We start from the raw sequence: 25,335 nt of genomic DNA on the forward strand, positions 1-25,335 counted from the left end.
GGTCCGCTCAGTCGCCCTTTCGCGTGACCGACCACGAGGAGTCCGTCGCGTCGGTCAGTCGGCGATACAACCCGCGCAATCCCGCCGAGTTCGTCGCCGGGAGGACGTGGAACTCGACGGCACCGTCGCGGACCGCGACGCGGAACGTGTCGCCGGTGTCGTCGTCGTGGACGAGATACAGCGGCATCGGTAAGTCGAACCAATCGCCGTACCGGTAGGGACCGGCGTCGAGCACCGACTGGACGAGTACGACGAGGTCGCGGTCGTCGAAGTCGGCACTCGGCCGCACCGAAAACACCGTCTCGCCTTCGTACTCGACGCCGCCGCCCCGCGGGTAGCGACGCTGGGGGCGCGTCGAGATGGCGAACGTCGGGTCGTCGTCGTCGGCCACGGGGCCGCTACGGCGGCTTGTCGTTTAAATTCGCGGGCGGAGTCGGCTCGACGGCCGGATGGAGCGAACCACCTGGGCCGAATCGGCTTCCTGTATCTTTATCCCCAACCGACGTGCACCGAACGGACATGGTAACCTTCGAACGGCCGCTTCCCGATTTGGGTACCGAGGGCGACGTCGTCGTCAAACGAATCCTCGCGTTTCTCATCGACGCGGTCGGGTTCGGCCTCTTAGTCGGCGTCGTCTCCGAAGTTTTGGCAGTGATTTCCGAGACCCTCGGAGTGCTGGTCGGCGGCCTCGGGACACTCCTGTTTTTCGCCTACTTCATCTACTTCGAGGCGGAGTACGGGCAGACCGTCGGGAAGATGGTGATGGACATCGTCGTCGTCACCGAGGACGGTGACCCGATTACCTATCGGGATTCGGCCATTCGGACGCTGCTGCGAATCGTCGACGCACTGCCGTTCTTCTACATCGTCGGCCTCGTCGCCATCTTCGTCACCGACCGCAAGCAGCGGGTCGGCGACCTCGTCGCCGACACCATCGTCGTGAAAGCAAAGCCGACGGCCGACAGACTGTAGCGACCGACCCTTTTTATCGGATACCGCGACCAGACCGCCCGTGACCTGAGAGAGGCCGGCGGTCGGTCGAGGCCGTAGCGTGGGACCCGCCGCCGGTTACGCATTCCCGCCTGTTCGCTATCCGTCAACCGCCGGCACCTATATCGAATCGGAGTCCGTAGTCGGAGTCATGTGTGGCCGTTACAGTCTGTTCACGCCACCGGAGGAACTCGAATCCCGCTTCGATGCGACGTTCGCCTTCGAGTTCGAGCCGCGGTACAACGCCGCACCGAGCCAGCGGCTTCCAGTCATCACCGGAGAGCAACCCGACGCCATCCAGCGGCTCGAATGGGGGCTCGTCCCGCGCTGGGCCGACGACCGGAGCGACGGCCACATCAACGCCCGCGCGGAGACGGTCGACGAAAAGCCCGCCTTCGCCGAGGCCTACGAGCAACGGCGCTGTCTCGTCCTCGCCGACGGCTTCTACGAGTGGGCCGACACCGGTGGCGGGAAACGGCCCTATCGCGTCGCCTACGAGGACGACCGGCCCTTCGCGATGGCCGGTCTCTACGAGCGGTGGACGCCCGACACACTCCAGACCGGTCTCGGGGAGTTCGACGGCGGCGAGAGCGGGTCGGCAGGGCAGGCCGACCCAATCGAGACGTTCACCATCGTGACGACGGAGCCGAACGGAGTCGTCGAGCCGCTGCATCACCGAATGGCGGTCATTCTCGCCCGCGAGGAGGAGACGGCGTGGCTCGACGGGGCGTCCGTCCCGCTGGACCCCGCTCCCGAAGACGGCCTCCGGTCGTATCCCGTCTCGACGGCCGTGAACAACCCAGCCAACGACGGTCCGGAGTTGGTTCGGAAGGTCGAAGGGTAAACCCGTCCCGCGGGGGCGGTCTGGGCCGGGCGAACGCCTAAACCGACGGGCGACGACTGGCCAACAATGACCGTCACCGACCGCCTACCGCTCGGCGGCGAGGAGGAAACGGAACTCGACCCGTTCCTGGAGCGTGCCGCCCGGTGGGCGACGGAGTTGGAGTACCGCGACGTGCCGCGTCCGGTGCGGTGGGCCGCACGCGCACAGTTGGTCAGCACCGTCGGTGCGGCGGTGTGGACGTGCTCTCATCCCCTCGGCGAGCGAATCGCGACTGCGTCCGAGAGCCACGCCGATGGCGACGCGACGTTCCTCGGGGGGCGAGACCTGTCGCCGGAGGGTGCGGCGGCCGGCAACGCCGCGCTGTCGATGGCGTTGGACTTCGACGACACCGTCCTCGGCGGCCACACCGGCCACAGCAGCGTCTTCGTCCCGCTGGCGTACGCCGAATCGACGGGGGCGAGCGGCGAGCGACTGCTCGTCGCACACGTCGCCGCAAACGAGGTGGCCGCACGGTTGGCCGCCGCGGCGGCAATCGGTCCCTTCCGGGGACAACAGACCGCCTACATCCACGCGGTCGCTGCCGCAGTGGGACGGGCGGTCATCGAGGGCGGCGACACCGAAACGCTGAGCGACGCCCTCGGAACCGCGCTGTTACAGCCACCGTGGCCACTCGAATCGCCGTTCCTCGGGAGCGACGCGAAGGTCTGGAGCGCGAGCGAACCCCTCAAGAGCGGCATCGCCGCCGTCGACTCCGCACGCGCAGGGCTCTCGGGCCGTCCGGACCTCACCGAAGCCGACGAGGGGTTCCTCGATTCCTTCGCCGACCTGCCGCTTCCGGAGTTCCTGGAGGGGTTCGGCGAGCGGTGGCACACCCGCGCCGTGACGGTGAAGGGCGTCCCCGGCTGTGCGTACGTGACGGCGCCAATCGAGGCCGCACTGGAGGCTCGTGGGCGGTTCGACCGCGGCCGAACCACCATCGAACGCGTCGACGTATACGGGTCGCTGTTCGCGACGGAGGTCGACGACCGCGCCTCGCCGTACCTCGACGGCCCGAACAGCCCCGCCTCTGCGCTGTCGTTTACGATTCCGTTCAACGTCGCGGTGGCGCTCATCGACGGAGAACACACGCCGCGACAGTTGGCTGGACGGGTCGGTGACGCCGACGTCTGGCGGCTGGCCGACCGGGTGTTCGTCCACCACGACGCGTCGTTTACGATGGCTGCACTGGAGTCCGAAGTGCCGGTCGGCGCGATGCTCCGCCGAGTCGGAGTGCCCGTCGTGGGGTACGCGGCGAAAACCGTCGGCGTCGGCGCGACGCTCCGGCACCTCCCGACGCTGCTTCGCTTCGCCCGCAAGCGACCGCTCCCGACGGACCTCTCCGAGGCCGACAAGCGCATGGGCGCCCGCGTCGAGGTGACCACCGCCGACGGCCGGACCATCGAGACGACCGTCGACCATCCATCGGGATTCGCCGGCAAGCCGCTCGAAGAGATACGGGCGGTCGCCCGCAACAAGTGCCGTTCGGGGCTCGAAGCCGCTGGCGTCGGACCGTCCGATGCGACCCAACGGGTCGACGAACTGTTCGCCGTCGACAGCGCCCCGTCCGTCTCGCTGGGGGCGTTCGCCCCGGAGGAGTCGTCGTGAAACCCGAGCGCGTGGGTGCGGTCGTCAACCCTCAATCCGGCAGCGGGAACGCGGCGGAGTTGTTCGCCGAACTGTCCGACCAGTTCCCCGAAGCCGAAGTCGATGCGACAATCACGACCGGCGCGGACGACGTACCGACTGCGGCTCTAGAGCAAGCGAAATGGGCCGACCTCGTGGTCGCTATCGGTGGCGACGGAACCCTCCGTGAAGTGGCTTCGGCGCTCGTCGACGCAGACATCGAGGCACCGCTGTTCGTCGTCCCGGCCGGCAGGGGGAACTCCTCGTATCGGCATCTCTACGGCGATTCCGACTGGCGGCACGTCGCCGCTCGGTTGGCCGACGGGCTGGAGACGCGGCCGCTGGAGGTCGGTCGAGCCGACACGACACCTCGAATCGACCCGACGTATTTCGTGCTCGGATTTACTGCCGGACTGTTCCGGAGCGCACTCGGCTACGCCGAGCGATTGCGACGACTGCCCGGACCGCTCGCGTACCTCCTCGCGACCGGGTGGGCGACGCTGGCCGACGACCCCGTCGAACTGTCGCTATCGGTCGGCGGCGACCCGATGTACCACGGCGCCGCGCGAATCGTCGCCGTCGGGGGCGGTCGCTACCGCGGGAGCGACTTCGAACTGCTCCCGGAGTCCAGACGCGGCGACGGACTCCTCCACGCCCTCGTCGTCGAATCGGTCGGGCCTCGTGCGGCCGCTCGGCTCGCAAGGCGTGCCAGAGCGGGTCGGATAATCGACGACCCGTCGGTTCGATACGCCACGGGTGAGACCGCACGGCTCCGTTCGGAAGCGGGCCTCCCGGTCGAACTCGACGGAACGCCCGTCTCGGAGCCGGTAACTGCGGCCGAACTCGAAGTGGTCCCGGAGGCGCTGCCGGTCGCGTACCCCTCCGAGTGACCGCACCGGTGTATTTCGTCCAGCGATAGTGACCATAGAATTTATATCATGAGTGTATAATCCGTGTTCACAAATGGCGATAAATTCGACATCGGCCACTGATGCGGCCATCGAGCGGCCGATATCGGTCGCGTGCGTCGACGACTACGCGGAGCTGTGTGACCTCACCGCGGAGGGACTCGAATCGACGAGCGGCCGGCTCCGGGCGACCCCGATAACGGACCCGGAGGCGGTGACAGACCGCCTCGATGAGTTCGACTGCATCGTCTCCGATTACGAGATGCCCGGTACCGACGGCCTCGAGTTGCTCCGACAGGTCCGCGTCCTCGACGACGACATTCCCTTCATCCTCTTTACGAGCGAAGGCTCCGAGAACGTCGCGAGCGACGCCATCTCGCTGGGTGTCACCGATTACATCACGAAATCGGGCGGCTCCGAGCGGTTCACTCGACTGGCTCATCGCATCGAGAGCGTCGTCGACGCACGGCGAGCGACCGAACAGGTCGAACGAACACGGGAGCAGGCCACCGAAGCCATCCGCACCGAACGCGCTCGGTTTCGAGCCCTCATCGAACACTCCCCGGCGACGGTGTGTCTCCTCGACGACACCGGTACCTTCCAGTACGTCAGCCCCTCGATGGAGGAGGTGACCGGATTCGTGCCACGGGAACTCCGCGGCGAGAGTGCCTTCGATAGGGTCCACGACGAGGACCGCGAGCGCGTCGAGCGCGAGTTCGCTAAATCGCTGTCGAACCCCGATTACCGACCCACCGTCGAGTACCGCTTCCGACACAAAAGCGGCGACTGGCGGTACATCGAATCCCGAGGTGCCAACCGACTCGACGACCCGGACATCGAGGGGTTCGTCGTCAACAGTCGCGATATAAGCGAGCGTCGCGAAACTGAACGACGCCTACGGCGAGAGCGGGACCTCACCGACCGAATTCTCGAGGTAACGCCAGCGCCGTTGCTGTTGATGGAGCGGGACGGCCACATCCGGCGTGCGAACGACCGGGCCGCAGAAGTGTTCGGCATGGAGCGAGAGGAACTGCTCGGTCTCTCACCGGCGAAGCCGTCGGTGACCTTCCGAAACGCCGACGGGGAGCCGATTGCCGACGGTGAGTACCTCTGGGAGGTCGTCGCCGGCGCCGGAACCGCGATGCGGGACGTCGACTGCGAAGCATCGCTTCCCAGCGGGGACTTCTGGCTGACCGTCAGCGCCTCACCGATGTCCGGCGAGGACCGAACGCTCGTCGTCGTCTCGGTCGACGACATCGAGCCGTTGTGATGGCGACTGCTGATTGGAACGTCACCATCTCCATCGGCGACGTGACACACCTCGGTGACGATAACAACACGTAAGTCCGGGGCGGCCGCCGGCCCGAACATGAAACAGGCACGCATCGAGACGCCCGACGGCGTCCTCGAAGGCGAGTACGACGACGACGGCACCGTCCACACCGACGAGGGGACGTACGAACCCGCTCAGTACGAGTTGCTGGCGCCGTGTGAACCGTCCGTGTTCTACTGCGTCGGTCGCAACTTCGGCGAGAAAGTCGACCAGATGGACTACGAAGTGCCGGAGGTGCCGGACTTCTTCATCAAACCCCCCGTCTCGCTGCACGACCCCGAGACGCCGATTCCGTACCCCTCCTTCACCGAGGAGTTGACGTACGCCGGCGAGTTGGCCGCCGTCATCGACACCGAGTGCAAGAACGTCGAGGAAAGCGAAGTCGACGACGTAGTGCGCGGCTACACCATCCTCAACGACCTCGACTGCCTCGACCAGGAGCGCCGCACCGCCCGGAAGGCCTTCGACTCCTCGGGACCGCTCGGCCCCGTCGTCGCCGACGTCGACCCCGTCGGCCTCGACATGACGACCCACATCAACGGCGAACTCCGACAGGAGGACAACACCGAGAACATGTTCATCAAACCGCGAGAAGTGATTTCGTTCCTCTCGGAGCGCTTTACGTTCAAGCCGGGCGACGTGATTTCCTTCGGCAGTCCTGCCAACCCCGGTCTGTTGGAGCGGGGCGACGAAATCGAAATCCACTACGAGGGAATCGGGACGCTGCGGAACACCGTCGAGTAGTTCGGGTTATCCGATGTTGACGACGACGACGGGGCGTTCGGACTCCTTGACGACGCGTTCGGTCGTACTCCCCAGATGGAGGCGTTTCTCGCGGCCGGTCCGACCGTGCGTGCCGAGAACGAGCAAGTCGATGTCGTTGTCTTCGGCGTAGCGTAGAATCTCGCGGTGGGGAACGCCCTCTGTGGTCGCCGTCGTGGCCTCGATGTCCGATTCCGCAGCCCGGGCGGAGAGGTCTTCTACGGCCTCGGTCGCGTCGTCGGACAGTTCGGTCCGGACGGTCTCCTTCTCGTCGGTGTCGGCAGCCAAGACGACCCGGCGGTCGACAATCGAGATGATGTGGAGGTCGGCGTCGTAGGCGGTTGCGGCTCCGATGGCGTGTTCGAGTGCCTCGGCGGCCCCGTCGCTTCCGTCGGTCGGTAACAGCACGGAATCGTACATGCAGGCCACTCCGATGGCCACCTACTTCAAACGGGCTGTCACGGATTGGGGGACGGCGCGACCGTCGGAAACGTTTTTATTCTGCCCTTCCTGAGACGGATTGTGGCAGACGACCGTAGCATCGAGGATGTCCTCGATACAATCGGCGACCAACACGCACGGACGGTGCTGGCAGCGATTAGTCGCCAGCCCCGTTCGGCGAAGGAACTCGCCGAGGAGTGTGATTTGTCGCTCCCGACGATTTACCGCCGACTCGAACTGTTACAGGACCACGACCTCATCATCGAACAGACGGCCGTCGCCGAAGACGGCAACCACTACAACGTCTACGAGTGTAACTTCGACAGCACCGTCATCCAACTCGAGGACGACGAGTACAAGGTCCGCATCTACCGACGCGAGAACCTCCCGGACCGCTTCACGCAGTTGTGGGACGACCTCGGCGCCGAGTGAGACGCCGGCAGTCACGGGTCGATTCGACCCGCCGGGGGGTGGTTTTAATACGACGGCAGGAATCCCCCGCACATGGTCGACATCCTGCAGGGCGTGTTGATTCTGATGCGACTCGTTCTCTTCGGACTCTCGCTGGGACTGACGCTCATCAGCTTTCAGGCGTACACAAAGCGTGGGTCGGACCGACTGCAGTACGCGTTCATCGGGTTCGCGTTCATCAGTATGGGCGTCGCGATGACGAACCTCACGACACAGGTCGGGGTGAGCGGTGACCTCGGCCGAGAGTTGTTCTACCTGCAAATCGCCGAAACGGTGCCGTTCATCGTCGGCTTTGCGATGATTTACATGTCGCTGTATCGCTAGCCACCCACTTTTTACACGGGAACACGGGTCGCGCGCCGTTCGGCGCGCGACACCGGTTCCCGGCAAAAACTTGGGGAAAATATGCGCGCACTCCTCCGCGTGGCGGCTTCGCCGCCACGTTATGAGGTTGCGGCCTCTGGCCGCAACCCATGTCGCGCTCTCCCTCAGGTCGAGCGCGGTAGTCGTCGTGCGCTACCGGACTTCGAGCGCCTACGGCGCTCTCGTCCGGCGAAACGCCTCGCTTGTGCTCGGCGTATGCTTACAGAAGGGCCGAACCGGACGTACCAGCGAAAATCTCAGCGCCACTCCTCGACGACGGTGGCGCCGGAGCCACAGAACAGACACCGCTCGCCGTGTCGAAGCGCGACCAACTGCCGACCGCAGTTCAGACAGTGCAGCAGTTCGCGGTCGCCCGCCTCCAGTTCCGCGCGTATCTCGTCGGTCTGCGGCGGGATGGCGTGGTCGGGTCGCCGCAGGTTCCGGTCGCGTTTCTCGGGCACGTCCGTTATACGCACTCGACAGATAAGAACCTCTCTCCCGCAGCAACGGCCCCCGTCAGCAGTCAGTTCGTCGTAATGAGTTCGACCACGTCGCGGTGGTCGAGTTCGTGGTCGCCGGCGATTTGCCGGCCTGCACGGCAGTCGACGCCGTGGAGCAGGCCGTCGCCGAGGTCCGAGTGGATGTGGTAGGCGAAATCCGAGGTGGTCGCATCCGGCGGCAACAGGAAACAGTCCGGGAGAATTTTGCCGTCGGCAGTGCCGAGTCCGCCCGAAGAGCCGGGGAACACAGCCAGCAGGTCGAGCGTATCGAACAGCGCGGTCTCCAGTGCGGCTTGGACGCCGGTGCCGTCGTATTGGGCGGCGAACTCGGCGATGCGGTCGAGGCCCGCGGCCTGCTCCTCGGAGATGTCGCCGACGATTTCGAAGTCGGCGCTACCGGGGACGTACTCGACGACGCCGTCCTCGTCGGCCGCCTTCAGTGCTTTCTCGGCGTGGGCGCTGGCCGGGACGATTTCGAGGTGGTCGTAGTCGGGGTCCGACGTGATTGCCTCGTAGTTGGCCTGCGCTTCGGGGGTGTCCATCTTGTTGGCCGCGATGACGATGGGTTTCGTCGCCTGCCGGATTTCACGGGCGAGCGTCTCGCGGTCGTCGTCGTCCCACTCGCCGGGGTCGAACCCACAGCCGACCCGTCGGATGAGCCGCTTGATTTCGTCTTCGTTGGTTCGGAAGGCGGTCATCTGTTCTGCGAGTTCGACTTCGATGTCCGTCTCGGCGGTGTTGTAGGCGCCCTCGTAGCGCTCGATGCCGCGTTCGAGGATGTCGAGATACCACATGTCGAGTTCGTCTTCGAGGAACTCGATGTCCTCGCGGGGGTCGTGGCCCTCGGTGGGTTCCCCCTCGGCGTCGGTCGTCCCCGAGAAGTCGACGACGTGGACCAACACGTCGGCCTCGTTGAGGTCGGTGAGGAACTGGTTGCCGAGGCCGGCGCCCTCGTGGGCACCCGGAATGAGACCGGCCACGTCGACGAGTTTGACGGGGACGAACCGCTCGCCAGACCGGCAGAATCCCGAATCGGGCGTACACGTCTCGTCGAACTCCGGGGCGGCACAGGGGACGCGGACGTACGCTTCGCCGATGGAGGGGTCGATAGTCGTGAACGGATACGCACCCTCCGGCACGTCGTTCATCGTCGCGGCGTTGAAGAAGGTGGACTTGCCGACCGAGGGCTTGCCGACGAGTCCGACCGTGTAGCTCATACCGTCGGTTGCTCGCTGGCGTTCAAGAGGGCTTCCATCGGCGCCGCCAGTGCGTTTCGGTGACACACTGCAGTCGATTTCGACCGACGATTCGACGCTCGATACCGAGCGGAGTTTAAATCGGACGTGACCGCTACGATGGGTATGGCAACGGACCACGCCACGGCCGTCGAGACGGAGGGCGTCGAGTCGGAGTCGACCGCTTACATCTCGCCGACCGCCGATTTCCTCCTGTTGTTCGGGGCGACACTGCTCGTCGCGCTCACAGCCGCCGCCGTTATTACGCCCTGACTCGACAGGGTGCCCAGTGAGCGCCGACACGCCCGCCCGGAGCCCCTTCGAGTTACTCGCCGGCGCCGAGCGCCCGCTGTGGGTCGCGGCGGTGCTGCTGTACGGCATCGGCGACACCGCGACGACGTTCTGGGGGCTTTCAGTCGGCGGAGCCGCCGAAGCCGGTCCCGTCGCCGGGCCATTCATCCACGCCTACGGCCCAGTCGCGCTGTTGGGCCTCAAGGCGGTCGTGTTCACGCTGTTTTACCTGGTGTGGCGCGTGTTGCGAACGCCGGGCCGGACCGCCGTCCCGCTTGCGCTGGCGGTCGTCGGCGGACTCGTCACGACGTGGAACCTGCTGGTGTTGTCGGGGACGCTGTGACTGTCTCGGACGCGAGAACAGCCACAGTCGAGTGACGCATCAGTTCGCCCCGGTGTCGTCGACCCCCTGGCTGGGGGTCGGGTCGGCCACGATGAACTGCAGGAGGACGCTCACGACGAGGTAGCCGACGGCACCCATCAGTACGGCGAGCGCAATTTCGTCGGCGACTTCGAGGGTCAGGTTCGTGTACGGGTAGCCGTCGGTCTCCAGTCGGGCGACGTACACCATCGGGAATAGCGACAGTGGGATGGCCAACACGGCAGTACAACGTCGAATCGTCCGTTGGAGGGAATCGGACATGGCTGGGGGGTCGCAGTCAGATACCAAAAAATTCCGCTTCGACCGGGAACCATTCAGCCCTGATGTAAGAGGAGTTGTTCGGCGATGCGCTGGGCGCCCTCGGCGGCGGCGAGGTCAGGTCGGTCGGCAGCGGTCGCCTCCACGTCACGCTGGAGCTCCTCGCTCAGTCGGCGCTGGAACTCCTCGACGAGACCCGGAATGCAGGCCATCCCGCCGGTGAGGACGATGCGCTCATCCAAGGCGAGTTGGTACACTTTCATGTAGTCGTTGGCCAACTCCGGCAGGAAGTCGTTGGCGACGGCTTCGACGACTTCGTCGAGGTACTCGTCGACGGCGTCCATCACGCTGTCCTCGATGGTGAACTCGTGGGCGCCGCCGCCGGGCTGTTGGATGACGTCGGTGAACGGCTCGAAGTTCTCGAAGTCGGCGTGGTCCTCCTTGTACTCGCGAGCGGTCGTGATGTCGACTTTCACGCGGCCCTGTGTCTCCTCTTCGACGTAGGCGACGATGCGGCGGTCGACCTCGTTGCCGGTGACGCCGCCGGTCGCGAACGGCGCGAGCTGCTCGCCACGACGGTAGGCGCAGGCTTCGAGGTTCGTCGACCCGAGATTGATAGACAGGAAGATGCTGTCGACGGCGTCGAGGCCGTCGAATGCGGGGACGGCACCGCACAGCGACTCTGGGTAGGCCCGTACCAGCGACTCGCCGACCGACGACGATTCGATGACCGATTCGAGGTTGGCGATACCTTCCTCGTTGTCGATGGTCGGGACGGCGTAGACGACGCCGCTCTCGGCTGGGACGCCGTTGGCTTCCATGAACGCCTCGAAGAACGTGGCGGCGTCCTCGGCGTTGTCGTCGTCCTCGGGCAGCCCCGACCGGAGCATGTACCGGACGCGGTCGGGGTACTCGACGGCGGCTTCTTCGCCGTAGAGGACCCGCTCCTCGCCGGTGAGCGCGTCCTCGTAGGTTGCGAGACACGTCAGCGTGCGTTCGAGGTCGTCGGGCGTCGAGACGACGGTTCGGGTACTGCCGAGTTTCACGCCCACCGGGGTCTCCGAGGGCAGGTCGGCGTCGGTGCTGGACTGGGAATCACTACTCATGACACCCACTCACACCCCGACTATCGTATAAATCCGCGGTGGTTCAGCGTTCGATACGTGGGCCGAAACGCAATCTGAAGGCCGCTACCGTTCGTTCAGCGCGGCGAGGCGGGCGACGTACAACAGCGACAGTTGGTGGTCCGATGCCGACAATTCGGCGTCGGTGTCGTCGCAGGCATCGTCGACGGCGTCGACGTGGGACCGGACCGACGACGCCGCGGGGTCGGCAAGCCACTCCTGTTGTTCGTAAAATGACAGTGCCTCGCGGGCGCCGGGTCGGCCGGCCTTCCGAACGAGGAAGTCCACCCAGTCGAGTACCGTCGTCGTCCCGACGTAGGTCCGCGGGAGTCGACGCAGATACGGTGGGTCAGGGTCACCTGCGAGTTCGAGCTCGCGGGCGAGCAACTCGCGGTACCGGGCCTCGTCGCGGTGTTCGTCGCCGCGAATACGGGGTGGCAGCCCCCGTCGGCGGCCGGCGGTTTCCGACCGAACAGACTCCAGGGCACCGCCTCGCTCGTGGACACCGGCGGCGTGCCGAAGCTCAGAGAGGTCGTACGCCGAGGGGTTCATACCCCGAACTTCGTACTGTGTGACTTAAACGCTCGCAGCGATTCAGAGGACGAACAGCGCGAGTTGATACAGGAATCCGAGAACGAACGCGGCCACGAGAACGGCTGACGAGGCCACGACGACGGGCGACAGTTGCTGTTCTTCCTCGACGATGTAGTCGGTCATACGCGTTCGGAGAGCGCCGGGCGGAAAAAGCGTTGCGTCACCGTCGGCGCAGTCGGTCGCTCCTGACAGCCGTCTCACCGGAGGGCGAACCGATATGACCCTCCCGGTGGAACGAGGCGTATGACATTCGGCTCGGACGACGAGATACACCGGCGACTCGATTCGGAGGGTCGGCCGCTGGACGACGACTACGAGCCGCCGCTGCCCGACGAGCAGTTGGTGGAGTTGTACGCCGACATGCGGCTGGCACGGCACTTCGACGAGCGGATGGTCAGCCTCCAGCGACAGGGCCGGGTCGGCACCTACGCCCCGCTGGCTGGACAGGAGGGGTCCCAATTCGGGTCGATGTACGCCGTCGACGACGCCGACTGGATACTGTACCAGTATCGGGAACACGGCGCCGTCGTCGACCGCGGGCCGCTGGCGGAGTACGTCCGCTACTGGATGGGCCACGAATCGGGCAACGCCGCGCTGACCGACCACAACATCGCGCCGCTGAACATCTCCATCGCGGGACACATCCCGCACGCGACTGGAATGGCGTGGGCGTCGAAACTACAGGGCGACGACAACGCCGTCGTCTGTCACTTCGGCGAGGGGTCGACCAGCGAGGGCGACTTCCACGAGGGGCTGAACTTCGCCGGCGTCTTCGACGTGCCCGCGGTGTTCATCTGCAACAACAACGGGTGGGCCATCTCCCACCCGGCGGACGAACAGACCGCCAGCGAGTCGTACGCCGAGAAGGCGGCCGCCTACGGGCTTCCCGGCGTCGTCGTCGACGGGATGGACCCGCTTGCGACCTACGAGGTCGTTACGGAGGCGCTGGCGAAGGCGAAAGACCCCGACGCCGAGACGCGGCCGACGCTCGTCGAGGCCATCCAGTATCGCTTCGGCGCCCACACGACCGCCGACGACCCCACCGCCTACCGCGACGACGAGGAAGTCGAACAGTGGAAGGAGTGGGACCCGATTCCCCGGATGGAGACGTTCCTCAGAGAACGGGGGTCCCTCGACGAGGAACGCATCGACGCCATCGGCGAGGAGGTGCGGGAGACGGTCGCCGACGCCATCGACCGCGGGACTGACGTGGAGGCCGACCCCGAGGACCTCTTTGCGGACGCCTACGCCGAACCGACGCCGCGAGTCGAAGAGGGCCGGGAGTACCTCCAACGACTCCGCGAGGAGTACGGCGACGCCGCGCTGCTCGACGACGAGTAACCGTCGCTTCCGCCTCGACAACCTTTATTCCCGGAAAGCCATAGCGGCTAGCATATGGATTCGCTTCCGGGTCGGTCGTTCGGTCGGGTGACCGCACCCGAACTCGCGGTGTTCGTCTCCGGCGTGGCGAGTATGGGACTCGAGATACTCGCCGGTCGCATGGTCGCTCCCCAGTTCGGCAGCAGTATCTACACCTGGGGGAGCATCATCGGCGTGTTCCTCGCGGCACTGAGTCTCGGCTATCACTTCGGCGGCAAGCGCGCCGCCGAGCGGGCCAGCGTCAACCGTCTGACGTGGCTGTTGCTCGGGACGGCTGCCTACGTCGCGCTGTTGATTTTTGCCGGTGACTTGCTGTTGGCGGCGGGGTCGTCGTTCCCGTTACCCAGTCGATTCGCCTCGCTACCGGCCATCACGCTACTGTTCGGCCCGCCGACGTACCTGCTCGGCTTCATCAGTCCCTACGCGGCCGAGTTGACGAACACCGACGAAATCGGCGAGGCCTCCGGTCGGGTGTACGCAGTCGGCACTGTCGGGAGCATCCTCGGTGCCTTCGGAACCACCTTCTTCCTCATCCCGTCGCTCGGTATCGAGGCCATTAGTTTCCTGTTCGGCCTGCTGTTGGTCGGCACCGCACTGTCCATCTCGTTGCCGAGGATGAACCGCGAACCGCTGTTCGCTACGGTCGGCGTCACGGTGCTCCTCGTCGCCGCCATCGGTAGCGGCGCCGTCGGCGTCTCGACGGGCGGACAGGTCGTCTACCAGACCCAGACGCCGTATCAGGAACTCGAAGTGGCAGACCTCGGCGACACCCGAACGCTGTATCTCGACGGCCAACGCCACAGCGCGATGGACCTCGACGACCCGAACCGCCACGTCTTCGAGTACACACGATACTTCCACATGCCGTATCTGTTCGCGAAGGACCCCGACGACATCGACAGAGTGCTGTTCGTCGGCGGTGGCGGTTTCACTGGCCCGAAACGGTTCGCCGCCGAGTACAACGCCACCGTCGACGTGGTGGAAATCGACCCCGAAGTCATCGACGTAGCCAAGGAGTACTTCCGCGTCGAGGAGTCGGAGCAACTCAACATCCACAACGGCGACGGTCGACGATACCTCCGGAACACGAACCACACCTACGACCTCATCGTCCTCGACGCCTACAAGAAGGACAAGGTGCCGTTCCAGTTGACGACGGTGGAGTTCATGCAGTTGACCAACGACCGCCTCTCGGAGGACGGCATCCTGTTTGCGAACATCATCTCCGCGCCGAGCGGACCCGCCTCCGATTTCTACCGCGCTGAGTACCGGACGATGGAGCAGGTGTACCCGCAGGTGTACAGTTTCCCGACGGCGGGCGGGAGCGTCGTCCAGAACATCGAGGTCGTCGCCACGAAGAACCCCGGGCAGGTGACTGAGGCCGAGCTCCGCGAACGGAACCGCCAGCGCGACATCGGTATCGACCTCGAGAGCGAAATCGGGAGCTATCGGAACGACGAACCGACCGACGACGTGCCGATACTCAGAGACGACCGTGCGCCGGTCGACAGCCTGCTGGACCCGATGGTGGGCCAGCGGTACGTCATCGAGCAGACGGCACCCGGAAACGAGACGGCCGGCTGAACGCCGTCAGCCACTCTCGGCGTCTGAGAGGGCGGAGTGGTCGACCTCGTAAATCGTCACCGCCTCGTTCTCGAAGGCGACCGATAACTCCGGCCGTTCGTCGAACGCCCGGAGGTTCTCGCCGTACTGTTCGCGCTCGTTGGGACCCACGTAGACGTACTGCACGTCGTAAGTTTGGAGTGTCGCTGCGGCGTCGGACCACGGCCCGTCGTAGACGGCGTCGACCTCCTCGGCGCGGCGCTCGAACGCCTCGACGCCGCGATACCCTTGCTGGTGGTCCCACCCGATGACCGCGGGCACGCCGGTCAGCGTCGAGGCGGGACTGCTCCAGCGGTACGTCGCTCGGCCCGGTGCCTCGACGATGGTCGGCGTCCCCTGCCGGTCGTCGAGCCAGTGGATGGCCTCCATCTCTTCGGCGTGCCAGCGCTCGTGGGTCGCCAGTCCGTCGAGGGTCGCCTCGCGGTCGGCGGCCGCGTCGGAGCCGACCTCGCCGGCGAACGTCAGGACGGCGAACGGACTGCTCAGGAGGATGACCGCGACGACGAGTGTTCCAGCGACCACAGCGGAGCGCGTCGGCGTCGGCATCGAAGGGATTCGGCCGCTCGGCACCTCGTCGCCGCCGTCGGCGCGGGCGGCGCCTTCAGCCCGAGCGTCCGAGGATTCCGTCGACAGTCGCTCCGCGAGATACTGACGTGCGTCCGTGAGGACGAGCGCGCTCGCACCGCCCATCCCCGCCGCGGCCAGCGTCCACCCCTGGACGGCGACCTTCAGCGTCGTGTTCCAGCGAATCTGGGTCGGCGGCCACACCTTTGCGTAGACGATTTCCATCGAGAGAATCAGCCCGACACCGGCGACGAGCAACAGTCCCTCGAAGCCGATGCGGTCCGTTCGGAGGAGCCACCACGCGCCGAGCAACAGCGGGCCGGTGACCGCCAGCACCGCGAAGTCGACGACCCAGAGCAAGGCGGCGACGGCGGCCAGCCCCGACAGCGAGACGGCAGCGACGGCGACGGGCGAAGCGTCACGAATCGCCTCGCGGCCGCTGTAGAGGAGGTAGCCGGCGAACAGCGCCAGCACGTTGCCGTAGATGACGAGGAACGGCCAGAGGTCGGTCCGCGGCGGGAGGAAGCCGACACCTTCGTTGGTCGGAACGTTGCCGAAAATGAGGAACGGCGAGGCCAAGGCGACGCCGACCAACCCGACACCGGCCGCGAGGATGCCGGCGAGGACGATGCGCCACAGTTCGGCGCCGAGCCATTCGAGGCGGTCGGTTTCGAAGTCGGCGTCGAACGTCAGGCGGTCGCCGACGCGGGGAGGAGCGTCGCCGGGTGGGCGTCGGCGGCAGCGAGTGCGAGCCACGCCAGTCCGACGACGGTCGGCAGCGACCACGTGTTCATGAAGCCGAAGACGCCCGCGACGAGTCCCATCCCGCCGTAGACGAGGGCGAGACGCCGGCCGCGTTCTTCGGCCGGCGTCAGGTAGTAACTGAGCGCGAGGGCAGCGGCGAAGAGGATGTAGCCGTTGGCCAGCGCGTGGCCGTGGAGGTCGGACTTCACGAAGGAGTACAGCGGGAACTCCTGGAGGGTGTTCGGGACGACGTAGCGGGTGTAGAACCACCCCCACTCGAAGGGGTTGCTCAGCCGAACGACGGCCTCCTCGTAGGGCATGTGCCGGACCGCATCGAAGGCGGGCCGACCGTACTCGAGGGCGGTCTCGCGGGGAAGCAGGCCGAATCCGAGGCGGACGGCGGTCGTCAGCGCGCCCGCGAGGGCGACGAAGAACACGCCGAGTGCGCCGCCGAGACGGTAGGAGCGACCACGGAGCGCCGTCGCCGCGCCGACGAGTCCGTACGCCGAGACGACGAGGAAGCCGTAGAAAGCGGCGATACCGAGGTTGAAGCCGTACCGCGGCGCGGTGTCGGTCAACAGCGTGTAAGCTGCGACCTGCATCTGGGTGCCGTAGTAGTACCGTAGCGGTTCGCCTGCGAACCAGAAGTCCTCGGGCGGCAGCGTCCCTGCACGCAACAGCGCCTTCACCAAGCCGAAGTGGAGGAACTGCTCGCCGCCGGCCGGCGTGATGCCGGCGTTGTACATCCGAAAGGAAACGAGAAACAGGAATCCGACGGCGAAGACGGCGTAGCCGCCGGCGACGGCGCGCCACTCCGGTTCGGCGCCGCGGCGATACGCCAGCGCCGACGCCGCGACGACGAGACCGAGGCCGACGACGACGGTGTGGAGACCGAAGGTCACCTGTCCGATCCAGAAGACGAACAGGGCAAGCGGGACGACGGCCGCGGGGAGGGCCAGCGCCGCACCGCGGCGGGGAAGCCGCGGGAAGGCGGCCGCCGCCAGCGGCGCACCGACCGCGGTCAGGGCCGCGAACGCAACGAGCCATTTCAGGACGATAGCGAGTTCGAGCACGGGTACGTTCGGCCGCTCTTGGGGCGTAAACCTTCTGGATTTCGGGATGTACCGACCGTCGATGGGTGATTACTCCGTCGACGTATCCGGGTCCGCTTCGGCGGTCCTGATTCGGAGCGTCGAAATTCGAGCGCCGTCGACGCTCGTCACCTCGACGACGTACCCGTCCGCCTCGATACTGTCGCCGACCTCAGGGGCCCGCCCGAGACGGGACAGCACCAACCCGGCGAGCGTCTCGAAGCCCTCGCCTTCGAAATCAGTGTCGAGTGCGTCGTTGACGGTCGACAGCGTGACGGAGCCGTCGGCATCGTAGGTGTCGTCGTCGAGGCTCCGTATCGAGTGTTCGCGCCCTTCGGCGTCGAACTCGTCTCGGAGGTCGCCGACGATGGCCTCGACGACGTCCTCGACGGTCGCGATGCCTTCGAGGGCCCCCCACTCGTCGATGACGGCGGCCATCTGTCGCTGTTCGTCCCGGAACTGCAAGAGGAGGTCGTTGACCGTCGTCGTCTCCGGTACGACGACGATGTCGCGTGCGAGGTCGCCGGCTGTCGCCGACTCCGACCCGGTCTCGCTGGCGCGGAGCACGTCTTTCACGTCGACGAACCCGACCACGCGGTCGGCGTCGTCGGCCTCGACGACGGGATAGCGCGTGTGCTCGGCGTCGAGAACCATCGTCCGCAACTCCGACAGCGACAGGTCGGCCGGAACGCTCACCACGTCCGGCCGCGGCACCATCACCTCCCGAACCACGGTGTCGTCGAGGTCGAAGACCCGCTCTATCATGTCGACTTCGGCCATCTCGACGTGGCCCTCTTCTCCCGACCGCATCAGCACGCGCCGGATTTCGCGCTCTTCGAGCGTCTCGTCGCTCTCGGAGGCCGGCGGGATGCCGAGCAGTCGGGTGAAGGCGTTGGCGGTGCCGTTGAACACGACGATGCCGGGTTTGAACAGGTAATAGGAGAGTTTCATCGGCGGCGCCAACAGCAGCGAGACGCGCTCGGCGTCGGCGATGGCGATAGTCTTCGGTGCGAGTTCGCCGAAGACGACGTGGAGGAACGTGATGAAACTGAAGCCGATTGCGAACGCCACGAGGTGGATGAGACTCGCCGGTAGCAGTGATTCGAGAACCGGCTCGATGAGCGCTGCGACGGCCGGTTCGCCGATCCACCCGAGACCGAGCGAGGCGATGGTGATACCGAGCTGCGTCGCCGCGAGATAGTCGTCGAGGTTCTCCATCACGTCCTGTAGGACGCCGGAGCCGGCACGGCCCTCCTCGGCCAGTTGTTCGACCGACGTGGACCGAACCCGGACGAAGGCGAACTCCGAGGCGACGAAAAAGCCGTTCAGGACGACCAAGAACAGAGCGAGGAGGACTCGCGCCGCGGAGAAGGCGACGTCTACCATCGTCGCCTCCGAGGCGTGCGTCCGTTCGAGTATCGAGTGACCATACTGCCGTCTCGTGGGGGTGATTATTAAAACGAGGCCGTCGGGAATCGGTCGAAACCCGTTCCTGCGCCCTCAGTAGTGCCGTCGCTATCGGAGCAGTCCTCGAAAGAAGCGAAGTTACGCGGCGTCGCCGTGTGGCGACGGTGCAGTAACCGTAATTACGCGCGGACGACGTTCGTCGCGCGGGGGCCCTTGGGGGCCTGTTCGATCTCGAATTCGATTTCCGTCCCTTCCGTCAGATCCTCACCGCCAACGTCCTCCATGTGGAAGAAAACGTCGTCGTCAGAGTCCTCAGTCGCGATGAAACCGTAGCCGCCTGTGTCGTTGAAGAAATCAACCTTACCGTTTACCATTGCAATTAATTCGAATAGCGGTGTACGGATAAGGGTTCCGCATCTGTTTTCTATTTCGCAGAATTAGTGTACGAGTATTTACTATAGAACGTTTTTGAGACACAATACGGATTGTGTGGGAGATTTTGAGAAATCGTGTCCGATTCGGAATAAACACCAACGAATCCGACAGAACCCGTAGTTTTCATTAGTCCGACATATCGTGTGAACGGTACACAGAGACACGGGCCACTGAGTTACTCAGCGTCGTCACTCGGAAAGATGCTCTCGGGAAGGTACGCCGACACCGTCCACGTCGGTCGGTTCACGACCTGGTTGATTTTCAAATCGACCGTGGCAGAACAGAGGAGATACGCCTTCTCGCGGGTGAGTCCCCGCTCCGCTTCGAGGTGGTCAATCATGTGCCGGACGGCCAGTTCGGTCGCTTCCATGAGGTCGTCTGCGACCCCTGTCGTCCCGTAGGTCGGTTCGTCGGCACCCGTCGCCGTGAACGGCCCTGTCGTCTCGAACTGTGGGCCGTCGATGTCCATATCGGACCGAACGGAGAGGCGAGCGGTGACGTCCATCGGCGCCTCGATACCGGTCCCACACACCTCGCCGTCGCCCTGTGCCGCGTGGCAGTCGCCAATGCTGAGCAGCGCACCCTCGGTCTCGACCGGGAGGTACAGCGTCGACCCCGCGGTGAGGTGTTTGATGTCTATGTTCCCGCCCACCCGCCTCGGTGGGACGGTGCTGTGGGTCCCCGGTTCCGACGGCGCGACGCCGACGACACCCGGAAACGGGTGTAGTGGAACTTCGATTCCGTTCGCGAACCGGCCGACATCGCCCTCGAGGTCCCACACGTGGAGCCCGGGGTCGTCGAACGCCTCGGGAAGCAGTCCCTTCCCTGCATCGCCCGGATAGAAGTAGCTCACACCGAACCCCTTGTGCTGGAACTCGAGGAACTCGACGGCGAGTACGTCACCCGGTTCGGCGCCCTCGATTCGAACGGGGCCGGTCAACGGATGCCCTTCGAAGGACATCGTCTCGAGGTCTTCGGCCGTCGATTCGCTGTCGAAGTGACCGTCCGGTGCCCCTCGACAGTCGAATCGTACGACTGACCCCGGTTCGACCGACGCGATGGGGTCGAGAGCGTTGCTCCAGGTTCGATGGACGTTCTCGTCTCGGGCGCTTATCTCCCGGTCGGCGGTGAATTCCGGTGACATACCCGACGAACGGACCGAGTGGGCTAAGAACTGTTCACTGGCCCCGGGGACCACCGGGTTACCGAGCGTCAGAACCGTTCGCAGTCGTCAATCCACTAGCGGATTCGACTTGACGGTTCTACCTCGAGGGCGTCACGTTCTATCGCTGCTGGGACTTGGCTTACTCACGTCCGCTCGGTTTTGAAACTCCATAACTAATGACGTATCCCTACTGCTACCGATATGGAGACCACTACAATCGCGGCGTCGGTCGAACACCAGTTGTCGGCCGGGGTTGCTAGCTTGGTCCCGCTACAATTATCAGGCGATTTCCTTCAGTGGGCGGTCATATTTTTCGTAATTGCAATCGTCGCAGCAGTCCTCGGTGCACGCGGGGTCGCCGGAGTCACGATGACCATCGCAAAGTGGTTCGTCATCATCTTCTTGGTGTTGGCTGTGATTTCGCTTCTCCTTTGAGCACCCCGAACGACAGCGGGGACGCCACCACACGTCGTTAAACGACCTCACGTCAGAAATCACCTAAGAGACTGGCACCGGTCTCACGACTCGTCTTCTATGCATAGTCGCTCCCGACACGCCGCAGGGAGCCACTCGGTTCGGCACTGCCGCCAGCGGCGCCGGCACCAGTGAACCAACCGAACACCCATGTCGTCGCGGCACGTATAGACATCAATGCGTGTTCTCGTCGTTGGAGCGACCGGGTTCGTCGGCGGGCGGCTCGTCGAGTCACTGCGCTCGGCCGGCCACGAAGTCGTTGCCTTCTCCAGAAGCGCGAGTCAGTCGAGGTTCCCGGACGACGTTGAAATATTCGAAGGCGACCTCAGTAATCCGGCATCGCTGGAGGGGCTCTGTGAGGGAATCGACGCGGCCTACTACTTGATTCACTCGCTGACGGCCGAGAATTTCGCGGAGTTAGACCGGACCTACGCCCGCCGGTTCCGAGAACTAGCATCGGAAGCCGGCGTCGACAGAGTGATTTACCTGAGCGGCATCAGCGGCGACGAACGAAACCTCTCGCCACACCTCGCCTCCCGCCGAGAGGTCGAGTCGGTGCTCGAAACCGGGAGCTTCGATTTAACCGTCCTCCGAGCAGCGATTATCATCGGTTCCGGCAGCGCGAGCTTCCGCATCGTCGACGACCTCACCGACCGCCTACCCGTGATGACGGTCCCGAAGTGGGTGCGGACACCGTGTCAGCCGATTGGCATCGACGATGCCATCGCCTACCTAATCGGCGTCCTCGACGTCGAAGAGACTCGAGGCGGTATCTACGACATCGGCGCGCCGACAGTGTGGTCCTACGAGTCACTGCTCAAATTGACCGCCAAGGAGAAAGGAAAGCGTGTCCTAATCGTGCCGGTTCCGATAATGTCTCCGGCACTGTCTTCACACTGGCTCCGACTGACGACGGACGTCCAGTACGACATCGCCCGGCCGTTAGTCGAGAGTATGCGAAACCCCGTGACCGTCGACCCCAAGCGGGACCTGCAGTCGGTCGTTCCCATCGAGCAGACGCCGGTCGAGGTGGCAGTCCAGCAAGCGCTTGCAGAAGGCTAATCAGGGCCCTGCGGGAGGGCCATCCTGAACCGGTATCTCTCGAACCCGACGGAGTTCCGCCAGATGGGCTTCGGCATCCGCCGACAGCGGGAACGTTCCGCTGAGGTCCGCTACCGTTCGTCCGTGTACCAACCGGCCGAACGTAGCGCCCCCGACAGCGTAGGTTCGTTTCAGCCCATCAACGAGCGAGTCAGCGAAGCCCATCCGACCGAGTACCCGCCCGACGGTCTCTTCGCCGACGTGGACGGCGTCATCCTCGACGAAGATGAACGCGAAGGGTCGGGCGTCGAACTGCGCTTCGAGGAACGCCTGTACTGGCTCGGAGTCCCAGCGGACGGCCACGAGTTCGTCCGACCGACGGGTCGCCGCCTCGACGGCGGCGCGGAACAGCGGGTTGCTACCGTCGTAGACGAGAAGCGACTTTTTCACGTGTCCTCTAGGTGCGTCGGGGATTTGAGTGTTTGCGAGCGAGTGGGACGGTCGTCCACTTCACGTCCCTTCGTAGATGCGCGGGTAGAAAGCTGGCCTCGGCACTCACGACACGTGTTCGAATCCGGGACTCTCAACGAGCCAAAGGGCCTCCCCGTCGAACGTCACCAGAACCCAGTTCTCCTCGACCACCAGCTTCCTGACACCGTACGCCGCCGAAGCCTCCCTACGGAGCTAGAGGGCGTCTCGAACATCCCCTGTGTACGCGTTCGACCGACTACTGAGGCGAATCCGGGACCAACAGGATTAGACAAAGAACACAGTGGCGACGTTGTGGTCCGAGGGGGCACAGACGTGTTCCTGCTAATCAAGAACGAATCGACCGGAGCAGATACAGAGCGAGAGGATGCGCCCTCACGAGGTGGCTCAACGACCAGTCGTGAGCCTCCAATGAGGCCGCCTCGGTTGGCCAACTGAGAGAGCGGCGTGAACGTTCTTAAGTAGTAACTACCGGTGATATCAGAAAATGAAATCGGAACACGAGTATCGCAATTTTCGGGACTGAGTGGGGGGGAAGTTAGGCTTCGCTGAATACTGTCACCCCGGGAGATGAACGGTTTGAAACTGTATTACCACTATATCCCTACAGTTGACGATAATCGAATCGCGGACAGGGTGAAGACAAATGAAAGATAATTCAGTAAGAGGATACGGTATCAACCGACGCACAGTACTAAAAGGTGCGACAGTGGGAGCCGGAATCGTCGGAATTCCGGGACTGGCTTCAGCTAAGGGCCATGGTAGCGGTCAGCCCTGTTTCAAGGACTTCGAGTGCGAGGACGACGACTCGACCTACGTCAAAATCGAGTTCGTCGAGGTCTACGAGGAGAACGAGGACGGTGAAGAGATTCTCGTCGATTGCTACTTCGAGGAGGAAACGGACACCGGTTTCATCACCATCGACAGCTACACGTCGAAAGAAGGGGAATGTGAGCCGATCTCGGTCGAATGGAGCGTCGCCGATGGCTATCTCGCGACCAAGGTGATGGCCTACGGCGGCCGAGACTGTGTCACAGTCAAAGACCTCCTTTCCACTGGCGGAACGTTCGAGCCCGGATTAGATGGTGCCGGCGGCCAGACGGCTGCTATCAGCAACCTCCAGTTCTGCGTGGAGGAGGAGGAGTGTATCGACATCCTTGCCGACCTCCAAGCTGGTGACGAAATCACCGGGAGCACATTCGGCAACGTCACGATCACGTCGTCGGTCGCTGGCAACACGATCGTTGCGGCTGAGGAAGGAAAGGACCCCGGGTTCTACGGAGCACCGAACGGCGATGGCTCCCTGACGAACGGGTGCATGGGCGAGACGATCGATATTGGCTTCGGTGACATCAATGCCAAGGAAGCGAAGGCCCCACAGAACCTTGACTTCACGTTCGACAACCCGGTCTCCGAGTTCGAGCTACGGATGCTCGACTTCGGTGACTTCAACCCGACCGGGGCCAGTAAGCACCTGATCGAAATCACGGCCTTCAACAGCGGCGGCATGGTGGTGGACTCGGAGACAATCGAGTATTATACCGACGGATCCGTGAACCCCACGAAGGGCTACGAAACGTCCGCGCTGAGCACGGTGGTCTACGAGAACCTCAACGTGGAGGGAGACGCCTGTGGTGCTGAGGAAGGTGACATCGGAGACTACACCTTCCTGCTCACTGGCGACATCGCGAAAGTCGAACTACGTTTCCCTTCGGGACACGACCCGAACATCGCGTTCGACCTCCCCTGCACGTCGCAGTAGACCGCAGTGTAGCGGTTTTTTCGGACGTAACAGGCATCTTTAATTTTCCAACACGCACGCGTGAACTCGCCTCACTCGGTGATCTCTCCCATCTCATTGTTCCCTGAGGACCGCTTGGACGAACTCCTGGAACTTGAGCAGAGGGTCCGGCGCAAGCTCACGTAGGCCGCACGCTCGATCAGTGTCGATAGCGAGGTCATCCCGGACATGGAGACCCTGGAAGTGCCCTCGGAATCGTACATCGGCTACGAGGACCGGCCTAGTTCGGGCGACTTCGACTACAACGACTTCGGAATGCGTGCGAGCATTACCGAGACGTACCTCGGTGACGAACTCCAGACCATCGACATGGAGTTCAGCGCCGAGGAATACCAAGCCGGTGACAGTCACGTCATCAGCATCCAACGGGACTTCCTCAGCAGCGACACCATGGATTGGGAGTACGAGCTAAGCAGGAGCGGTTCGGATGACCTCAGCTCTGGTCGCACAACGGACGAAACGAGTGGTCCAGTAGGCGAAAGCGGACTACTCGATGTCGCGCTGTTCGACACTGCCGAATTAGGGAGCAAGACAAGCACGATCGACGATACGGTCACGATTACCGTCACGATAACCAGCGGGACAGAAAACCCGCCGTCGAACTCGCCACGTCCCGACGTGGCAGCGAACAATGTCCTGTTCGAGGTCTACGACACCGTCATGGAGCCAGACGGGGCCGCTGCGGTCGACCTCGGGACGGTGCAAAGCGGTATCAGCGACGATGATATCGGCGGAGATGTAACAGAAAATTGGGACAACGAGGCCGACGTGCCCAACATCATCGTCGTTCCCGATGTAGACTTCGACGCGCCTGCAGAGGCTACGACGATTTCCACGGATTATCCGAATTTCGATGACTACTACGCTGGCGGGACTACTGACGATGGAGTCATAGAAGTCGACGACACCTACGACGACTGGTTCGACACCTCGTAATCGGCAGGAAGGTATCACTTTTTTTCG

At 64.2% G+C, this 25,335-nt stretch carries 30 protein-coding genes; 16 read left to right on the forward strand and 14 right to left on the reverse strand.

Annotated elements, in window-relative coordinates:
• Positions 1-7: 7 nt before the first annotated feature.
• Positions 8-391 carry a hypothetical protein gene (locus GJ631_RS04550; protein ID WP_370518557.1) on the reverse strand — a complete coding sequence of 128 codons (384 nt, stop codon included), beginning with the start codon at positions 389-391 and terminating at the stop codon, positions 8-10.
• A gap of 128 nt (positions 392-519) precedes the next feature.
• Between GJ631_RS04550 and GJ631_RS04555 the strand changes: the two genes are divergently transcribed.
• The 6 genes from GJ631_RS04555 (at position 520) to GJ631_RS04580 (ending at position 6,481) form a co-directional block, all read left to right on the forward strand.
• Positions 520-972, forward strand: a complete 453-nt coding sequence (locus GJ631_RS04555; protein ID WP_156708007.1) for an RDD family protein — start codon at positions 520-522, stop codon at positions 970-972.
• Between the two features lie 169 nt (positions 973-1,141).
• The gene (locus GJ631_RS04560; RefSeq protein ID WP_156708008.1) at positions 1,142-1,834 is read left to right on the forward strand and encodes an SOS response-associated peptidase; all 693 of its coding nucleotides are present in this window, start codon (positions 1,142-1,144) and stop codon (positions 1,832-1,834) included.
• Between the two features lie 66 nt (positions 1,835-1,900).
• Positions 1,901-3,478 (forward strand): MmgE/PrpD family protein, encoded by a 1,578-nt coding sequence (locus tag GJ631_RS04565; RefSeq protein WP_156708009.1) that lies wholly within the window; start codon positions 1,901-1,903, stop codon positions 3,476-3,478.
• Positions 3,475-4,386, forward strand: a complete 912-nt coding sequence (locus GJ631_RS19425) for a diacylglycerol kinase family protein (RefSeq protein WP_156708010.1) — start codon at positions 3,475-3,477, stop codon at positions 4,384-4,386. Before GJ631_RS04565 ends, GJ631_RS19425 begins: the two co-directional genes overlap by 4 nt.
• Positions 4,387-4,459: 73 nt before the next feature.
• Positions 4,460-5,674 (forward strand): PAS domain S-box protein, encoded by a 1,215-nt coding sequence (locus GJ631_RS04575; RefSeq protein ID WP_156708011.1) that lies wholly within the window; start codon positions 4,460-4,462, stop codon positions 5,672-5,674.
• A gap of 99 nt (positions 5,675-5,773) precedes the next feature.
• Entirely contained in the window at positions 5,774-6,481 is a 708-nt protein-coding gene (locus GJ631_RS04580; RefSeq protein ID WP_156708012.1) for a fumarylacetoacetate hydrolase family protein, read from the forward strand.
• Positions 6,482-6,487: 6 nt separating this feature from the next.
• Here GJ631_RS04580 and GJ631_RS04585 read toward each other — a convergent pair whose 3' ends face one another.
• Entirely contained in the window at positions 6,488-6,919 is a 432-nt protein-coding gene (locus GJ631_RS04585; RefSeq protein WP_156708013.1) for a universal stress protein, read from the reverse strand.
• A gap of 102 nt (positions 6,920-7,021) precedes the next feature.
• Here GJ631_RS04585 and GJ631_RS04590 point away from each other — a divergent pair, with 102 nt between their 5' ends.
• Together GJ631_RS04590 and GJ631_RS04595 are read left to right on the forward strand one after the other, a co-directional pair.
• A complete protein-coding gene (locus tag GJ631_RS04590; RefSeq protein WP_370518558.1) occupies positions 7,022-7,372 on the forward strand; it encodes a helix-turn-helix domain-containing protein in 351 nt (116 codons plus the stop codon).
• Between the two features lie 72 nt (positions 7,373-7,444).
• The gene (locus GJ631_RS04595) at positions 7,445-7,735 is read left to right on the forward strand and encodes a hypothetical protein (RefSeq protein ID WP_156708014.1); all 291 of its coding nucleotides are present in this window, start codon (positions 7,445-7,447) and stop codon (positions 7,733-7,735) included.
• Positions 7,736-8,031: 296 nt separating this feature from the next.
• On the opposite strand, the gene GJ631_RS04600 is transcribed toward GJ631_RS04595, so the two are convergent.
• The gene (locus GJ631_RS04600) at positions 8,032-8,235 is read right to left on the reverse strand and encodes a hypothetical protein (protein WP_156708015.1); all 204 of its coding nucleotides are present in this window, start codon (positions 8,233-8,235) and stop codon (positions 8,032-8,034) included.
• 62 nt (positions 8,236-8,297) lie between these two features.
• Complete coding sequence (locus GJ631_RS04605; protein WP_156708016.1) at positions 8,298-9,491, reverse strand: redox-regulated ATPase YchF; 1,194 nt, start codon at positions 9,489-9,491, stop codon at positions 8,298-8,300.
• A gap of 144 nt (positions 9,492-9,635) precedes the next feature.
• Here GJ631_RS04605 and GJ631_RS04610 point away from each other — a divergent pair, with 144 nt between their 5' ends.
• Entirely contained in the window at positions 9,636-9,782 is a 147-nt protein-coding gene (locus GJ631_RS04610) for a hypothetical protein (RefSeq protein WP_156708017.1), read from the forward strand.
• A 16-nt stretch (positions 9,783-9,798) separates the two neighbouring features.
• Positions 9,799-10,143, forward strand: a complete 345-nt coding sequence (locus GJ631_RS04615) for a DUF5658 family protein (RefSeq protein ID WP_197424833.1) — start codon at positions 9,799-9,801, stop codon at positions 10,141-10,143.
• A gap of 39 nt (positions 10,144-10,182) precedes the next feature.
• On the opposite strand, the gene GJ631_RS04620 is transcribed toward GJ631_RS04615, so the two are convergent.
• From GJ631_RS04620 to GJ631_RS19175, 4 genes are all read right to left on the reverse strand, one after another.
• Complete coding sequence (locus GJ631_RS04620; protein ID WP_156708018.1) at positions 10,183-10,443, reverse strand: hypothetical protein; 261 nt, start codon at positions 10,441-10,443, stop codon at positions 10,183-10,185.
• A 53-nt stretch (positions 10,444-10,496) separates the two neighbouring features.
• Positions 10,497-11,546 carry a rod shape-determining protein gene (locus GJ631_RS04625; protein WP_156708019.1) on the reverse strand — a complete coding sequence of 350 codons (1,050 nt, stop codon included), beginning with the start codon at positions 11,544-11,546 and terminating at the stop codon, positions 10,497-10,499.
• Between the two features lie 84 nt (positions 11,547-11,630).
• The gene (locus tag GJ631_RS04630; RefSeq protein WP_156708020.1) at positions 11,631-12,116 is read right to left on the reverse strand and encodes a FlaD/FlaE family flagellar protein; all 486 of its coding nucleotides are present in this window, start codon (positions 12,114-12,116) and stop codon (positions 11,631-11,633) included.
• A gap of 42 nt (positions 12,117-12,158) precedes the next feature.
• A complete protein-coding gene (locus GJ631_RS19175) occupies positions 12,159-12,281 on the reverse strand; it encodes a hypothetical protein (protein WP_255453902.1) in 123 nt (40 codons plus the stop codon).
• Between the two features lie 120 nt (positions 12,282-12,401).
• Between GJ631_RS19175 and GJ631_RS04635 the strand changes: the two genes are divergently transcribed.
• Together GJ631_RS04635 and GJ631_RS04640 are read left to right on the forward strand one after the other, a co-directional pair.
• Positions 12,402-13,499: a thiamine pyrophosphate-dependent dehydrogenase E1 component subunit alpha gene (locus GJ631_RS04635; RefSeq protein ID WP_156708021.1), complete on the forward strand. Its 1,098-nt coding sequence runs from the start codon at positions 12,402-12,404 to the stop codon at positions 13,497-13,499.
• 54 nt (positions 13,500-13,553) lie between these two features.
• Positions 13,554-15,122, forward strand: a complete 1,569-nt coding sequence (locus GJ631_RS04640) for a spermidine synthase (protein ID WP_156708022.1) — start codon at positions 13,554-13,556, stop codon at positions 15,120-15,122.
• A gap of 6 nt (positions 15,123-15,128) precedes the next feature.
• On the opposite strand, the gene GJ631_RS19180 is transcribed toward GJ631_RS04640, so the two are convergent.
• From GJ631_RS19180 to GJ631_RS04665, 5 genes are all read right to left on the reverse strand, one after another.
• Positions 15,129-16,481, reverse strand: a complete 1,353-nt coding sequence (locus GJ631_RS19180) for a DUF2298 domain-containing protein (RefSeq protein WP_156708023.1) — start codon at positions 16,479-16,481, stop codon at positions 15,129-15,131.
• The gene (locus GJ631_RS19185; protein WP_156708024.1) at positions 16,415-17,542 is read right to left on the reverse strand and encodes a DUF2298 domain-containing protein; all 1,128 of its coding nucleotides are present in this window, start codon (positions 17,540-17,542) and stop codon (positions 16,415-16,417) included. Before GJ631_RS19185 ends, GJ631_RS19180 begins: the two co-directional genes overlap by 67 nt.
• A gap of 69 nt (positions 17,543-17,611) precedes the next feature.
• Entirely contained in the window at positions 17,612-18,946 is a 1,335-nt protein-coding gene (locus GJ631_RS04655; protein ID WP_156708025.1) for a hemolysin family protein, read from the reverse strand.
• Between the two features lie 200 nt (positions 18,947-19,146).
• Positions 19,147-19,341 carry a cold-shock protein gene (locus GJ631_RS04660; protein WP_156708026.1) on the reverse strand — a complete coding sequence of 65 codons (195 nt, stop codon included), beginning with the start codon at positions 19,339-19,341 and terminating at the stop codon, positions 19,147-19,149.
• 236 nt (positions 19,342-19,577) lie between these two features.
• Positions 19,578-20,546: an acetamidase/formamidase family protein gene (locus tag GJ631_RS04665; RefSeq protein ID WP_156708027.1), complete on the reverse strand. Its 969-nt coding sequence runs from the start codon at positions 20,544-20,546 to the stop codon at positions 19,578-19,580.
• 222 nt (positions 20,547-20,768) lie between these two features.
• Here GJ631_RS04665 and GJ631_RS04670 point away from each other — a divergent pair, with 222 nt between their 5' ends.
• Positions 20,769-21,002 (forward strand): DUF1328 domain-containing protein, encoded by a 234-nt coding sequence (locus GJ631_RS04670; protein ID WP_156708028.1) that lies wholly within the window; start codon positions 20,769-20,771, stop codon positions 21,000-21,002.
• 216 nt (positions 21,003-21,218) lie between these two features.
• Positions 21,219-22,103 (forward strand): NAD(P)H-binding protein, encoded by an 885-nt coding sequence (locus tag GJ631_RS04675; protein ID WP_156708029.1) that lies wholly within the window; start codon positions 21,219-21,221, stop codon positions 22,101-22,103.
• On the opposite strand, the gene GJ631_RS04680 is transcribed toward GJ631_RS04675, so the two are convergent.
• Positions 22,104-22,532 carry a hypothetical protein gene (locus GJ631_RS04680; RefSeq protein ID WP_156708030.1) on the reverse strand — a complete coding sequence of 143 codons (429 nt, stop codon included), beginning with the start codon at positions 22,530-22,532 and terminating at the stop codon, positions 22,104-22,106. It abuts the gene before it with no gap.
• Between the two features lie 748 nt (positions 22,533-23,280).
• On the opposite strand from GJ631_RS04680, the gene GJ631_RS04685 reads away from it, so the two are divergent.
• A complete protein-coding gene (locus GJ631_RS04685; RefSeq protein WP_156708031.1) occupies positions 23,281-24,333 on the forward strand; it encodes a hypothetical protein in 1,053 nt (350 codons plus the stop codon).
• A gap of 207 nt (positions 24,334-24,540) precedes the next feature.
• Complete coding sequence (locus tag GJ631_RS04690) at positions 24,541-25,308, forward strand: hypothetical protein (protein WP_156708032.1); 768 nt, start codon at positions 24,541-24,543, stop codon at positions 25,306-25,308.
• Positions 25,309-25,335 lie beyond the last annotated feature (27 nt).

The organism is Natronomonas sp. CBA1123 (assembly GCF_009741925.1).
GTDB lineage: Archaea > Halobacteriota > Halobacteria > Halobacteriales > Haloarculaceae > Natronomonas.

What these genes read in the sequence shown, in the direction of transcription:
- GJ631_RS19175 (WP_255453902.1), bottom strand. Translation starts at nt 12,281, where the DNA reads ATGACCGACTACATCGTCGAGGAAGAACAGCAACTGTCGCCCGTCGTC.
- GJ631_RS04580 (WP_156708012.1), top strand. Translation starts at nt 5,774, where the DNA reads ATGAAACAGGCACGCATCGAGACGCCCGACGGCGTCCTCGAAGGCGAG.
- GJ631_RS04690 (WP_156708032.1), top strand. Translation starts at nt 24,541, where the DNA reads ATGGAGACCCTGGAAGTGCCCTCGGAATCGTACATCGGCTACGAGGAC.
- GJ631_RS04605 (WP_156708016.1), bottom strand. Translation starts at nt 9,491, where the DNA reads ATGAGCTACACGGTCGGACTCGTCGGCAAGCCCTCGGTCGGCAAGTCC.
- GJ631_RS04640 (WP_156708022.1), top strand. Translation starts at nt 13,554, where the DNA reads ATGGATTCGCTTCCGGGTCGGTCGTTCGGTCGGGTGACCGCACCCGAA.
- GJ631_RS04655 (WP_156708025.1), bottom strand. Translation starts at nt 18,946, where the DNA reads ATGGTAGACGTCGCCTTCTCCGCGGCGCGAGTCCTCCTCGCTCTGTTC.
- GJ631_RS04560 (WP_156708008.1), top strand. Translation starts at nt 1,142, where the DNA reads ATGTGTGGCCGTTACAGTCTGTTCACGCCACCGGAGGAACTCGAATCC.
- GJ631_RS04630 (WP_156708020.1), bottom strand. Translation starts at nt 12,116, where the DNA reads ATGAACCCCTCGGCGTACGACCTCTCTGAGCTTCGGCACGCCGCCGGT.
- GJ631_RS04670 (WP_156708028.1), top strand. Translation starts at nt 20,769, where the DNA reads ATGGAGACCACTACAATCGCGGCGTCGGTCGAACACCAGTTGTCGGCC.
- GJ631_RS04675 (WP_156708029.1), top strand. Translation starts at nt 21,219, where the DNA reads ATGCGTGTTCTCGTCGTTGGAGCGACCGGGTTCGTCGGCGGGCGGCTC.
- GJ631_RS04660 (WP_156708026.1), bottom strand. Translation starts at nt 19,341, where the DNA reads ATGGTAAACGGTAAGGTTGATTTCTTCAACGACACAGGCGGCTACGGT.
- GJ631_RS04595 (WP_156708014.1), top strand. Translation starts at nt 7,445, where the DNA reads ATGGTCGACATCCTGCAGGGCGTGTTGATTCTGATGCGACTCGTTCTC.
- GJ631_RS04620 (WP_156708018.1), bottom strand. Translation starts at nt 10,443, where the DNA reads ATGTCCGATTCCCTCCAACGGACGATTCGACGTTGTACTGCCGTGTTG.
- GJ631_RS04565 (WP_156708009.1), top strand. Translation starts at nt 1,901, where the DNA reads ATGACCGTCACCGACCGCCTACCGCTCGGCGGCGAGGAGGAAACGGAA.
- GJ631_RS04575 (WP_156708011.1), top strand. Translation starts at nt 4,460, where the DNA reads ATGGCGATAAATTCGACATCGGCCACTGATGCGGCCATCGAGCGGCCG.
- GJ631_RS04665 (WP_156708027.1), bottom strand. Translation starts at nt 20,546, where the DNA reads ATGTCACCGGAATTCACCGCCGACCGGGAGATAAGCGCCCGAGACGAG.
- GJ631_RS04610 (WP_156708017.1), top strand. Translation starts at nt 9,636, where the DNA reads ATGGCAACGGACCACGCCACGGCCGTCGAGACGGAGGGCGTCGAGTCG.
- GJ631_RS04555 (WP_156708007.1), top strand. Translation starts at nt 520, where the DNA reads ATGGTAACCTTCGAACGGCCGCTTCCCGATTTGGGTACCGAGGGCGAC.
- GJ631_RS04585 (WP_156708013.1), bottom strand. Translation starts at nt 6,919, where the DNA reads ATGTACGATTCCGTGCTGTTACCGACCGACGGAAGCGACGGGGCCGCC.
- GJ631_RS04635 (WP_156708021.1), top strand. Translation starts at nt 12,402, where the DNA reads ATGACATTCGGCTCGGACGACGAGATACACCGGCGACTCGATTCGGAG.
- GJ631_RS04625 (WP_156708019.1), bottom strand. Translation starts at nt 11,546, where the DNA reads ATGAGTAGTGATTCCCAGTCCAGCACCGACGCCGACCTGCCCTCGGAG.